The following is a 12,618-nucleotide window of genomic DNA, read 5'->3' on the forward strand; positions in this document are numbered from 1 at the left end:
TCCAGCATTCGCCGACATCCCCGGGGTCGAGAACCGGTCTTTGCGGGGGCCAATCCGTTGCGGCTTGCCCCGACAAATCGGCTCCTCACCGGAAACCGATGTACGCGCCGCTCCTCGACGCCAGGAGCGTCCCGTGAAGTCCCCGACGAGTATCCGCCACTGCTGCACAGTCATCCGGCGGCAATGTTCAACGGCGTTCAATCTGCGACCATAGCCCTCGAGCCCGTATCGCCGACGTCACGCCATGCCCATCCGCCGCCCCCAACCGTTTTGCTTCCTCCTCGTGCCGATCCTGCTCTCGGCCGCCCTGCTCGGCACCGGATGCGAGGAATCCCCCACAGGCCGCAAGCAAGTCACCCTGGTGCCGGAGGCGCAGATGAGCGCGCTCGGCGAGCGCAGCTTCGCGGAGCTGCTGCGCACCCTGCCGTTGAACGACGATCCCGACGTGCGCGCCTACGTCGGCTGTGTCGCCGAGGCGTTGGTGGACGCCCTGCCGCAGCCGCACGGGCGGTGGTCCATCGCCGTCTTCGACGACCCGACACCCAATGCCTTCGCGTTGCCCGGCGGGAAGATCGGCGTGCATGCCGGCATGCTGCACGTCGCCCGCACGCCCGATCAGCTCGCCGCCGTCATCGCCCACGAGATCGCGCATGTGCTGGCGGATCACTCCAACGAGCGCTTGACCCAGGAACTCGCGGTCCAGGGCGGGCTGATGCTGGTGGATCTGTTCGCCGAGGAGCCGGGGAGTCTCAAACACGAGGTGCTGCGCGGGGCGCTGGGTCTCGGCGCCGAATACGGGCTGCTGCTGCCTTACAGCCGAACCCACGAGCGCGAGGCGGACCGCATCGGCCGTGATCTGATGGCGCAGGCGGGTTTCGATCCCCGCGCCAGTGTGACGCTTTGGCGGAACATGGCCGCCGCCGGCGGGGGCCAACCGCCGGCCTTTCTCTCCACTCACCCCTCCCACGACAACCGTATGCAGGAGCTGGACGCGGACATGGAACAGGCCGTCGAGATCTACCGGCAGGCCCGTGCCACTGGGCGTGAGCCCGCGTGCTCGCCGCCGTGAGGATGACGTCATGTGACGCGCTCCGAGCTAGTCGTCCCGGAGGGCATCCATGGCCACGAGGATCCGCGGCTCCGAACCCGGCGCGACCATCGGGGAGCGATGGATCGCACCGCCGTCCGCGTTGCCCTGCCAGGCGCTGCCCTTGAGCAGCACAATATCGAAGGGTAGGGCTTGTCCGGTTGCAGGGGCACCCGCGGCGCTGTCGGGCAGACCCCGCGGGCCGATCCCGGAAGCGTCAAGCCATTCCGTCCCCGGACCGCACCAAGTGCAGAGCATTCGGATGCCGGTGCGATCGACATGCCAGCGGGGACACATAGCGCGATCAAGACGCTCGATGCGCAGGCCGATGGCCGTGCAGTCGAGCAGGTCGCCGTAGAGCTCCAGCAGGAAGGCGAGCTCGCGCCGAAGCGCCGGGTGTGCAAACGCCGGCGGCAGCGGCAGAGTATCCATATCGGGAACGCCATCGGCGGCGAGCCGGACGACCGCCCGCAGGCCGGACCAGCCGCTCGCTCGGAGGCCCGCGAGTGCGTCGAGGAGATTCGGGCTGCCGGGGGGCGAGTGGACACAGATCTGAGTCTCCGGGATGAAGATCCGGGTCAGATCGGCCAGGGTATCGGCCCGTTGCACCGCGTCGCTCCGGTTCACGGACTGCACGCTCATAGCTGACACCTCCGGGCTGAACGATTGAATCCGGGCGATGCCGGATGGCAGTCGCCCCTATTGGGATCGGCGAGGGCCGCGAGGATCCGTTTGGCGGCTCGGCGGACAGGATGCGCGGAGGCGGTACCTCGCCTCGGTGTTTCGCTCATGTGCCTCGGATCGGGGCGATCGCACACCGGCTTGGCTGTAGTAATGAATACGATGTTATAGCGTTACATTTCGAGACGTAAACCCCGCGGAGAATCTGGTTGTCGGCGATCGCCCGCACGTGCGACCGGCCGATCGAAGTCATCCCCTGTCGGAGCACGCCGCACTGCACGCCGGTCCCGCCGGATTGCCGACCACCGGCACGGGGATGGCCTCATGAGCGCCGCGGTCGAGCCTTCGGGGCATCCCCGGCGGTCGCAGCCGCATCCCGAGCTCCGAGACGCCGTCTTCAGCGCCGAGCTTTTCGATCCGGGCGGGGAGTTGCGCATCCTGCATCGCGGCCGGCTGTATCGGCTGCGCGTCGCGCGCGCCGGTCACCTCGAGCTTGTCGGTCCGAAGGAGACGTCGCGGACGCCCGGTCTGTGCTGAGGGATCGGCGCTGTCCGCAGCGATGCACGGACGCGCTCAAGCTGCATGGGGGGCCGAGGCAACGACGCGATCACACTCTGTTTGTCGCAATCCGAATGACCGAGACCGGCCTCGCGCCCGCACCCGTTAAAGTGCACATATGTGCGCTTCTAATTGCGATATCTCAGGGTAAAGCAGTCGGGAATGGGCCGATACTGTGCATGTGGGCGGCGCGCGAGTCGCCGCCTCGGAGCCCTGCCGCCCCGGCCGGTACCGAGGGCACGGGTGATCAGTCATTCAGGCGGACGCGCCGAGCGGCCCACGAGCGGGGAGCCGGCGTACGGGTCCGCTAGCAACGAGGAACAGTACATGCCGAAACAAGACGGGAGCGGTCCCCGCGGACTCGGGCGCGGTCGTGGTCCGGGGCAAGGTCACGGGCGTGGACGTGGCCCCTGCGGTGGCGGGCGGATGCGCGCGGGACGCGGCGGTGGCCGGCGCGGCACGCTCGCGGCCGGCGAAACTGCGACCCGACATCCGCATTTGCATGCGCCCGCGGCGCCGCCTCTGAGCGAGCAGATCGCGCAGTTGAGGGTGAGGCTCGAGCAGTTGGAGACCAGAGGGACGTCGGAACCCTTGTGACGGTAGCGCCCCACTGTCCGAAATCCGAATGACCAAGACCGTCGGCGCGAGCGTCTCGAACCCCGACGCCGGACACGATCCGGATCCATCGCGAGGCTGTGCAGGCTACGAGCCAAGGATCGCCCCTTCGCACCTCGCGTGATCGTTATTAGAAATCGCTTGATATAACTCAATCGTCGTTGACGATGGCCGCCATCGCAACAAACGACTTCTTAGGTTCATCACCGATCGCTAATCTAGCGTCAACCTCACGCGAGGGACGACGCAACAACCACTGAACACCGGGAGATCGAGCCATGACCAACGAGACCACTTCAGCCCCCGCCATGCCGCGTCTGAACGAGCCGGCGCCGGCCTTCGATGCCCCCACCACCCACGGGCGCAAGACCCTGGAAGACTATCGCGGCAAGTGGCTGGTGCTCTTCTCGCACCCGGCCGACTTCACGCCGGTCTGTACCACCGAGTTCATGGGCTTCGCCCGCCGCCATGCCGATTTCCAGGCGATCGACTGCGATCTGCTCGGCCTCTCCATCGACAGCCACTACAGCCACGTCGCCTGGGTGCGCAACATCAAGGAGAAGTTCGACGTGGAGATCGGGTTTCCGATCATCGCCGATCTCTCCATGCAGGTCGCCAAGGCCTACGGCATGATCCAGCCCGGCGCGAGCGACACCTCTGCGGTGCGCGCCACCTTCGTGATCGACCCGCAAGGCGTGCTGCGCGCGATGCTCTACTATCCGATGAGCAACGGCCGCTCCATCGACGAGATCCTGCGTCTGGTGAAGGCCATGCAGACCTCCGACGCCTACAAGGTCGCCACGCCCGAGAACTGGCAGCCGGGCGAGCAGGTCATCGTCCCGCCGCCGGGCAGCGTGGAGGAGGCGAACGCACGGGTGGCAAGCGGCGAGTACGACTGCGTGGATTGGTACTTCTGCAAGAAGTCGCTCTGAGTCAGCATCCGGATTGATTGATGCGCGAAGCCCCGGCCGAAAGGTCGGGGCTTTTTTGCGTTCCGGTCTGTGTTCGGTGAATGCACGATCGATCGCCACGCGAAGGTCATGGTGCTCGCCGCCGAGAGCGATCGACTGCAGCTCAACATCGCAAGCCGACGCCGGTCCGGATTCCGGACAGGTCGATTCGCGTGGCCGAGAGCGGGGCGGTTCCGCTACAACGCCATCACCGCGACGCTGCGGAATCATCAGGGCCTTGCGACCGCGGCCTCGATGCGCTTGGCGATCCACTGATTCAGGCTCAACCCTTCGGCTTCGGCTCGCGCGGCGGCGCGACGATGGACCTCGGGCGTTAGCCGGAGCGGTATCCTGCCTTTGAAGGTGCGGTCGGGCTGCTCACCACGTTCCGCGCAGAAGGCGAGGTAATCGTCAATGCTGTCGCGAAAGGCCTGCTCGACCTCGCGATAGGTCTCACCCTCGAACGTGATAACGTCCCTAAGCCCGACCACTCGCCCGATGAACGCGCCCTCGTCCGGCTCGACGGTTCCCACATAACCCTTATATTCAAGCATCGCCTTGCTCCCCGGCGGGTGTTATTCCCGCCGCTTCGAGGAATTCCCGTACGGACCGCACGGCCCCGCGCTTCGTCTGTGGACTCGGGTGCGGGCGGTGAAACACCGCGCGGACACCCTTGAGAGCAACCCTCACTCGGCTTCCGGCGCCTTCACTGACCTCAGCGCCAAGCGCCAGCAAGAGTGCCTCGATCTCGCTCCATCGGATGTCCGCGGGAACAGGGTCCGTGAAGATCCGGGACAAGATCAGTCGCTGGCGTCGGTTCATCTGCCAACGATATCAGATCGCCATATCACGTCTAAACCACATTTGGATTCAGCATCGATTCAGTTTGACCCCCTAGTCTCTCCCTCGTGTCCACCTCACGCAGGTCGCGATCGGAGCCATGTCCCGTCCACTTCTCATCATTCCGTTGATCGGTCTGCTGCTGACCGGTGCCGGCAGTGCTGCGGCGACGACCCTCGCCGAGGCGGTCGGCGCCGCGCTGGCGCTCGCAGAGCAGACGCCGCGGGTGACCGCCGCTCGGCGGGAGGCGGATGCGATCCGCACGCAGGCGGGAAGTCTCGTCGCGCAAGATCCCGCGCTGCGGGTGAAATATCTGTCCGACGAGCTGACCGAGGGCGGCGGGGCGAACGAATGGGAGGCGATGGTCGATCTGCCGCTCTGGCTGCCGGGTCAGCGCGGCGCCCGTCGGGAGGTGGCCGGTGCGCTCGATAGCCAAGCCGGAGCTCTCGAGCGTTTGCTGCGGTGGGAGATGGCCGGACGGGTTCGACAGGCCGCCTGGGAGGCCGCCTTCGCCGAGGGCCGGTTGCGCCAGGCCGAGATCGCCTTGGAGGCCTCGCGTACCCTGGAGGCAACGGTCGCCAAGCGCACGACGGCCGGGGAGCTTGCGCGGGTCGATCTCTTGATGGCCCGTCAGGAGACACTCGGCCGCGAGGTGGATCTGCAGTCCGCGCAGGTCGAGGCCCGACGTGCACACGACGCCTATCGGCAGCTGACCGGCGCCGACCGCTTGCCGGAGCCCCTCACCGAATCCCCGCCGCCGACATCCGATGCAGCACGGGGCACAGCGCCGGTGCTGCCGCCGAACCATCCGCTGTTGGCCGACAGCGACGGCGCCCTAGCCCGGGCGCGCGCCGATCGCAAGCAAGTCACGTTGGACCGGCGCGGCCATCCGACCCTGAGCCTCGGCGGCAAGCGCGCTCAGGAGCTGCGCGGCGAAGACACCCTGGACTCATTGCAGATCGAGGTCAGCATGCCCTTCGGTCTGGCCAGCCAATCCGCGCCTGCCCTGGCGTCGGCCGAACGCGCCTACACCGAGCGCCTCACCGAGCTGCATCGCATCCGTCTGGAAGCCGAGCAGGCCCTGGCCAGCGCCGACATCGAGCGTCTCGGCGCGGCCGAGGCCCTTGTCGTCGCCGAGCGCCGTCACGCGCTCGCGCAGGACGCGTTGCGTCTGATGCGCCGCGCCTTCGATCTCGGCGAGACCGATCTCGCCGAGCTGCTGCGCGCCGAGGAGCGCGCTCGCGAGGCGAGCATGGATCTGGAGCTGCGTCGCCTGGAGCAGGGCCGCGCCCTGGCCCGGCTCAATCAAGCCTTAGGAGTGATCCCGGAATGAGCCTTATCCGTCGTGTTGTCGATGCAGAAATGGGGCAGAAGCAGCCGCCAGCCCCCTGCCGCCAGCCTCCAGCTACGGGGTTGCCCTGCTTTGTCGGGTCCGAGGTCAAGTCCCGTCAGGGTCGCCGCGGCATCCGGCTTGCGGAAAGCAGCAGGAGGCGGGGGGCAGGAGGCTGGAGGCGCCCCCTAACGCCGACCCTCTGCTTGCTCCTCGCCATGCTGGCCCAGGGCGGCACCGTCTCGGCGGCTAGCCTGATCGCCGTGGATACCGACCAGCAGAGTGCGTTCGGCATCACCCTGACCGCCCCGCTCCCGGCCGCCGAGACCCTGACCCGGCGTTACCCGGCCGAGGTGGCGGTGCCGAACCGGCAGATGCGCGTGGTGGCGGCGCCGCAGAGCGGCGTGTTGGAGAGCCTTCTGGTCGCCGAGGGCGAGCGGGTCGAGGTCGGCCAAGTCCTGGCCGAGCTGCGCAGTCCCGAGCTGGTGGACGCCCAGAGTCAGTATCTGGAGTCATTGACGCGGCTCGAGCTGATCGAGACCGAGCTGGCCCGCGACCGGACCCTGTTCCGCGAAGGCGTGATCGCCGAGCGGCGTCTGCTGGAGAGCCAGTCCAAGCAGCGCGAGCTGACGACGATGGTCGAGCAGCGTCTTCAGTTGCTTGAGCTGGCCGGTTTCGGCAGCGAGGACATCATGACCCTGGCACGGACCCGGCGGCTGACCAGTCGGCTGCCGGTACGCGCACCGATCGGCGGCGTGGTGCTGGAGCAGATGGTGAGCACGGGCCAATCGGTCGCGACCGCGGCCCCGCTCTACCGGGTGGCCGAGCTCAATCCCTTGTGGCTCGAGATCCATGTTCCCGTGGAACGCATCGTCGGGGTGCAGGAAGGCGGGCGCGTCCTCCTGCCCCGCGAAGACACCGCCGGGACCGTCGTGACCATCGGGCGGATGGTCCATGGTCAGGACCAGGGCGTGCTGGTGCGCGCCGAGATCACCGAGGGGACCGAGCGTCTGCGTCCGGGTCAGTTCGTCGAGGTCCAGTTGAGTGCGGAGGCGCAAGGCGAGGGTTGGCGCGTCCCGCTGGAGTCCGTCGTACGCCATGCGGGTCACGCCTATGTGTTCGTGAATCGGGACGGCGGCTTCGAAGCGCTCCCGGTGCAGGTACTCGCGGAGGAGGAAGGCAGTGCCGTGGTCGCGGGTGAGCTCACAGCGGCCGACCGCCTCGCGGTCACGGGCGTCGTCGCCATCAAGGCGGCCTGGCTCGGGGGCGCCGAATAATGCTCGCCCGCCTGATCCAATTCGCGCTGACCCAGCGGCTTCTGATGTTGCTGGCCATGATGGCGCTCATCGGCGGCGGCTGGATGGCGTTCAAGGCCACCCCGATCGATGCCTTCCCGGATGTCTCCACCACCCAGGTGAAGATCATCGTGAAGGCGCCGGGGATGACGCCCGAGGAGGTGGAGACGCGCATCACCAATCGGATCGAGCTGGAGATGCTCGGCATCCCGAACCAGACGATGCTGCGCTCCATCGCCAAGTATGCCCTGACCGACATCACCCTGGATTTCGCCGAGGGCACGGATATCTTTTGGGCGCGCCAGCAGGTCGCCGAGCGGCTCGGCGCGATCTGGAGCGATCTGCCCGACGGCGTGGAAGGCGGGCTCGCGCCCATGACCACGCCGCTCGGGGAGATGTTCATGTTCAGCATCGAGGGCGGCGATCTCACCCTGGAGGCGCGTCGCGATCTGCTCGACTGGACCATCCGCCCGGCGCTGCGCGCCGTGCCCGGCGTGGCCGATGTCAATGCGCTCGGTGGCCTGGTCACGAGCTTCGAGGTGGTGCCGGACAATGCCCGCATGGCCGCGCGGGGGATCCGGCTGGCGGATTTGACCGCCGCGATCACGGCGAACAACCGCAACGACGGCGCCGGACGCCTGAGCGCCGGCGAGGAGGTGCTGCTGGTGCGCAGCCAAGGGGCGATCAAGACGCTTGAGGATCTCGGCGCCATCGTGGTCGGGGGCGATGCCCGCCAGCCGGTGCGGGTCGCCGATATCGCCGAGGTGCGTTTCGGCGCCCTGACCCGCTACGGCGCGGTTACGCGCAACGGTACCGGCGAGGCGGTCGAGGGCTTGGTGCTGGCGCTGCGCGGCGCCAATGCGCGCGAGGTCGTGCGCGGCATCCATGCCAAGCTCGACGAGTTGGCGCCGGCGCTGCCGGAGGGCGTAAGCATCGACGTCTTCTACGATCGCGGCGTCTTGGTCGACAAGGCGATCCACACGGTCACCAAGGCGTTGATCGAAGCAACCGTTCTGGTCCTGATCCTGCTGGTGCTCTTTCTGGGCGATCTGCGCGCGGCCCTGACGGTTGCCTTGATTCTGCCCCTGTCGGCCTTGGCGACCTTCATCCTGATGCGTCAGTTCGGCCTATCGGCCAATCTCATGTCGCTGGGCGGGCTGACCATCGCCATCGGCATGTTGGTGGACGCGGCTGTGGTGGTGGTCGAGAACCTGGTCACGCATCTCAATCGGGGCAGCGCGGGCGGACGCCTGCCGCGGCTGCACATCCTCTATCGGGCCACGCGCGAGGTGGCGTTGCCGGTCTCCTCCGGCATCCTGGTCATCATCATCGTCTTCCTGCCCTTGCTGACGCTGCAGGGTCTGGAGGGCAAGCTCTTCATGCCGGTGGCGCTGACGATCGTTTTTGCGCTCGCCAGCTCGCTGCTGCTCTCGTTGACGGTCATCCCGGTCCTGGCATCCTATCTGTTGGGTAAGGGCGCGGGAGCCGTCGGACGCGGGGGGGATGCCGAGCACGCCGAACCCTGGCTGGTGCGCATCCTCACCCGGATCTATGTCCCGGTGCTCGACTGGAGCCTGCGCCATCAGTGGGTTCTGCTGGGCGGGGCGCTCGCCCTGCTGATCGCCGCGGGCGCACTCTACACCCAGGTCGGCAAGTCCTTCATGCCGACCATGGACGAGGGCGATCTGATCGTCCAACTGGAGAAGCTGCCCTCGATCAACCTGGCCGAGTCCATCGCCATCGACCAACGCGTCCAGGCGGCGATCCTGGCCGAGGTGCCGGAGGTCGAATCGATCATCGCCCGCACCGGCTCGGACGAGCTTGGTCTCGACCCCATGGGGCTGAATCAGACCGACAGCTTCCTGGTGCTCAAGCCGCACGAGACCTGGCGCTTCACGACCAAGGACGAGCTGATGGACGCCATCCGCGCTGTGCTGGACCGTTTCCCAGGCATGGACTACGCCTTTACCCAGCCGATCGAGATGCGCGTCTCCGAGATGCTGACCGGGGTGCGGGGGGATCTCGCGGTGAAGATCTTCGGCCCGGACTCGGACACGCTCAACGGGCTTGCCGAGCAGATCGTCGGGGTGCTGGAAGGCATCGCCGGCTCGCAGGATGTCTACACCCCGCGCAACGACGGCGCCCAATACCTGAATCTGGTGGTGGACCGCCTGGAGGCCGGTCGACTCGGGGTGGACGCGGACGCCTTGGCCGATCTGTTGCGCGCCCAGGTCGAGGGGTTGACCGTCGGGACCCTTGATGTCGAAGGCAAGCGCCGCCCGCTGCTGGTGCGCGGTCCCGAGGCGCTGCGCGAGTCGCCCGCGCGTTTCGCCGGACTCCAGGTGTCTTTGCCTGACGGTCGTGCCGTGCCGCTGAACAATCTGGTGCGGATCGAGCGCATGGAGGGACCGGTGGCGATCGGGCGCGAGCGCGGCAGCCGTATGTCGGTCGCCATCGCGAACGTCGACGGGCGTGACCTGGTGGGATTCGTGGCCGAGGCGCGTGCGGCGGTCGCCGAGCAGGTGGAGCTGCCGCCCGGCTATCGGCTGGAATGGGGCGGCGAGTTCGAGAACCAGCAGCGCGCCGCGGCCCGCTTGGCCCTGGTGGTCCCGGTGGCGCTGGTGCTGATCTTTCTCGTGCTCTTCTCGACCTTCGGCTCGGTGAAACAGGCCGCCCTGGTCCTGTCGAACGTGCCCTTCGCCATGATCGGCGGCGTCTTCGCGCTGGCCCTCACCGGTGAGTATCTCTCGGTGCCGGCCTCGGTCGGATTCATCGCCCTGCTCGGCATCGCGGTGCTGAACGGCGTGGTGATGGTCACCTATTTCAACCAGCTGCGCGCGCTCGGCCGACCCATGCAGGAGGTGGTGGTCGAAGGAGCAAGACGACGCCTGCGCCCGGTGCTCATGACCGCAAGTATCGCGGCCTTCGGGCTGGTGCCATTGCTCTTCGCGACCGGACCCGGATCCGAGATCCAGCGCCCGCTGGCGATCGTGGTCATCGGCGGATTGGTCTCGGCCACCCTCCTGACACTCATTCTGTTGCCGATCCTCTACCGACGTTTCGGCGCGGACCGGATCTGATCGTTCGAGGGCCTGCGCCCGAGAACAGGGATTCATGACCCTACGGAGGACAAAAACCATGTCGAAATCAACCTTGAATGCCCTGGCAGCGGTGTTGCTGATGGCCGCGACCGTGATCCCGAGCCATGCGGGCGATCTGAAGCTGCTTATCGACGAGACGACCTCGGTCATCCCGACCGACGTCAGCTACCGACTCTCGCCCGAAGGACTCGAGGTGCAGGGGTGGGTCGCGAAACGTCATCCACACTCCGGGCGAATACTCGGTCATGTCGAGATTCGACTGCTCGACGCGAGCGGCTCCGTGCTCGCCCGGAAAGATACCTACATGGTCCATTATTCACCGACGCGGACCAATCCACAGAAGGCCAGCTTCAGCACGCTGCTCCCCGAGGTGCCGGAACAGACAGCGGTGATCGAGGTGGCGCACCGGGTCGGTAAGACCGCGGACGGGCGTTGAGCACCTTCAGGCTCGTCGATGCGCTTTCACGCCCCGATCGGAGACCGACACATGACGCACCATTTGCTCCATCTGATTGTCCCTCTCCAGGCCGAAGATGCTCTCGTGGAGTGGCTATTGGAGCGCGAGGACATCCCCGGCTTCACCAGCAGCGCGGTCGCCGGACACGGCTCGTCCGAACGCTCCATGACCACCGCCGAGCAGGTCGCCGGGCGCAGTCGCCGAGTGATGTTCATGCTGCTGCTCCCCGAGGAGACGGCCGAAGCGGTACTCGCAGGCTTGGGTGAGGATTTCGGGGGCAGCGGTATCCATTACTGGCTAGTGCCCGCCATCGAGCAGGGTCGATTGGTTTAAACCGCGTCGAGAGCGAAATGCGTCATTTTCATTTTGTCTTGGGCTTAGGGATTTTTCCGACCTTTGCGGAGACGCGGTTTAGAATTCAATCTTTTCTAATCTCTCAAACCGCGCCGACACCAACGGACTTCAAGGCTGCCGGCGCAGATCCCATCCAAAAACATCGCATACCGCGCTGGGCGCGGTTTAGAGGGTTTCGACCCTCCGCAGGAAGCTCGCGAACCGGGGCAGGCCGTTTGCCGTGCGCCCGTGATACTTGAAGTTGACGACGCTGCCCACGGGCGGCGGGTCATCGCGCTCGACATCGCTGAAGCCGGTGCCGAGCCTAAATCGGGTTCCGTCCGCCTCCTCGACCACAAGCGACCCCAACCGTCCTTCGTGTCGCCCGCGGCCGGGGACATGGGCGATCACCCTGGCGTCGGCTTCCAGGTAGGGTTTGACCTTGAGGAAATCGGCGGAACGTCCGACGCGGTAGAGCGAATCCCGCCGATGCAGCATCAAACCCTCCCCGCCCGCGGCGACCACTCGGTCCAACGCGGCCATCAAGGCGTCATGATCCGCAACGCGGGTTTGCTCGACCAGATCGAGAAAGGGGCTCGGCGAGGTCGCGAGAAGACCTCTCAATACGCTCAGGCGTGTCTCGAAATCGCCCGGGTGGTCCGGCAGGTCGAACACCATATAGCGGACACGACGCCAGGCGTCGTCATCCGGCTCGGATCGTCGTACGGTGCCCGACAGGAGGGCAAAGGTGCCGCGGCCCATCCAAAGCTCTCCGTCGAGTGCAACCGCGGGAAAATCGGCCGTAAACCAGGTGGGCGCCCTGATCGGCATGCCGCCGCGCGTCATGAAACGGCGGCCGTTCCAGTAGCCGCGCACGCCGTCGAGCTTCTCGCTGACCAAGTAACGGTCGAGATCGACGCCGGGACGATAGACCTCTCCCAGTGCCAGCCCGGGCACCGGCGTTGTCGACGACTCGCTCGCAACGGCGAGCGAGGTCGAGGACACATCCCCCGGGATCGCCCCCTCGGTCGTTGCGCCGGCATGACCGCGCTGCATGGCGAGAAGAAGCAGCAAGAGAGCGAAGCGAAGACTGGACAAGTGCGACATCGAACACTTTTCGTTTATTCTGCGATGACGACACTCTACCTCACGTAAGGAACGACACCAAATCCATTCACACGATATGGCTCCGACTCCGTCATGGAAGCAACACGGCTTCTTGCGTGCCGACCGCTCCCCAAGGCTCTAAGCCACGACGTTCTGAATCGTCATCCGCAGGAGCCTTCCCAAAACCCGATTGTTTTACTCAATACATTAAATCCGTCCCGCGGCATTCTTTCCTGTGCCGACATGGGCTAACGTGACGATATT

12 protein-coding genes are annotated in these 12,618 nt (G+C 66.5%); 8 read left to right on the top strand and 4 right to left on the bottom strand.

Annotated features, from left to right (window positions below):
- Positions 1-244 precede the first annotated feature (244 nt).
- Positions 245-1,069, top strand: a complete 825-nt coding sequence (locus tag THIMADRAFT_RS12400; RefSeq protein WP_007193391.1) for a M48 family metallopeptidase — start codon at positions 245-247, stop codon at positions 1,067-1,069.
- Positions 1,070-1,096: 27 nt separating this feature from the next.
- Here the strand turns inward: THIMADRAFT_RS12400 and THIMADRAFT_RS12405 are convergent, their stop codons facing one another.
- The gene (locus tag THIMADRAFT_RS12405; RefSeq protein ID WP_007193392.1) at positions 1,097-1,729 is read right to left on the bottom strand and encodes a DUF1826 domain-containing protein; all 633 of its coding nucleotides are present in this window, start codon (positions 1,727-1,729) and stop codon (positions 1,097-1,099) included.
- A 363-nt stretch (positions 1,730-2,092) separates the two neighbouring features.
- Here THIMADRAFT_RS12405 and hemP point away from each other — a divergent pair, with 363 nt between their 5' ends.
- Positions 2,093-2,305 carry a hemin uptake protein HemP gene (gene hemP, locus THIMADRAFT_RS12410; protein WP_007193393.1) on the top strand — a complete coding sequence of 71 codons (213 nt, stop codon included), beginning with the start codon at positions 2,093-2,095 and terminating at the stop codon, positions 2,303-2,305.
- A gap of 914 nt (positions 2,306-3,219) precedes the next feature.
- A complete protein-coding gene (locus tag THIMADRAFT_RS12415) occupies positions 3,220-3,873 on the top strand; it encodes a peroxiredoxin (RefSeq protein WP_007193394.1) in 654 nt (217 codons plus the stop codon).
- A gap of 248 nt (positions 3,874-4,121) precedes the next feature.
- Here THIMADRAFT_RS12415 and THIMADRAFT_RS12425 read toward each other — a convergent pair whose 3' ends face one another.
- Together THIMADRAFT_RS12425 and THIMADRAFT_RS12430 are read right to left on the bottom strand one after the other, a co-directional pair.
- Entirely contained in the window at positions 4,122-4,445 is a 324-nt protein-coding gene (locus THIMADRAFT_RS12425; protein ID WP_007193395.1) for a type II toxin-antitoxin system HicB family antitoxin, read from the bottom strand.
- Positions 4,438-4,713, bottom strand: a complete 276-nt coding sequence (locus THIMADRAFT_RS12430) for a type II toxin-antitoxin system HicA family toxin (protein ID WP_040731294.1) — start codon at positions 4,711-4,713, stop codon at positions 4,438-4,440. The genes THIMADRAFT_RS12425 and THIMADRAFT_RS12430 overlap by 8 nt, the downstream gene beginning before the upstream one ends.
- Positions 4,714-4,831: 118 nt before the next feature.
- On the opposite strand from THIMADRAFT_RS12430, the gene THIMADRAFT_RS12435 reads away from it, so the two are divergent.
- The 5 genes from THIMADRAFT_RS12435 (at position 4,832) to THIMADRAFT_RS12455 (ending at position 11,247) form a co-directional block, all read left to right on the top strand.
- A complete protein-coding gene (locus tag THIMADRAFT_RS12435; RefSeq protein WP_007193396.1) occupies positions 4,832-6,064 on the top strand; it encodes a TolC family protein in 1,233 nt (410 codons plus the stop codon).
- Positions 6,065-6,267: 203 nt separating this feature from the next.
- Complete coding sequence (locus THIMADRAFT_RS12440; RefSeq protein ID WP_233490248.1) at positions 6,268-7,338, top strand: efflux RND transporter periplasmic adaptor subunit; 1,071 nt, start codon at positions 6,268-6,270, stop codon at positions 7,336-7,338.
- Positions 7,338-10,436: an efflux RND transporter permease subunit gene (locus THIMADRAFT_RS12445; RefSeq protein ID WP_007193398.1), complete on the top strand. Its 3,099-nt coding sequence runs from the start codon at positions 7,338-7,340 to the stop codon at positions 10,434-10,436. The genes THIMADRAFT_RS12440 and THIMADRAFT_RS12445 overlap by 1 nt, the downstream gene beginning before the upstream one ends.
- 58 nt (positions 10,437-10,494) lie before the next feature.
- Entirely contained in the window at positions 10,495-10,893 is a 399-nt protein-coding gene (locus tag THIMADRAFT_RS12450; RefSeq protein ID WP_007193399.1) for a hypothetical protein, read from the top strand.
- 51 nt (positions 10,894-10,944) lie between these two features.
- Complete coding sequence (locus tag THIMADRAFT_RS12455; protein WP_007193400.1) at positions 10,945-11,247, top strand: DUF3240 family protein; 303 nt, start codon at positions 10,945-10,947, stop codon at positions 11,245-11,247.
- 186 nt (positions 11,248-11,433) lie between these two features.
- Here THIMADRAFT_RS12455 and THIMADRAFT_RS12460 read toward each other — a convergent pair whose 3' ends face one another.
- On the bottom strand, positions 11,434-12,354 hold the full coding sequence (locus tag THIMADRAFT_RS12460) for a DNA ligase (protein ID WP_007193401.1): 921 nt from the start codon (positions 12,352-12,354) through the stop codon (positions 11,434-11,436).
- Positions 12,355-12,618: the final 264 nt, after the last annotated feature.

The sequence above is a fragment of the Thiocapsa marina 5811 genome (genome assembly GCF_000223985.1).
In the GTDB taxonomy this organism is placed as follows: Bacteria; Pseudomonadota; Gammaproteobacteria; order Chromatiales; family Chromatiaceae; genus Thiocapsa; species Thiocapsa marina.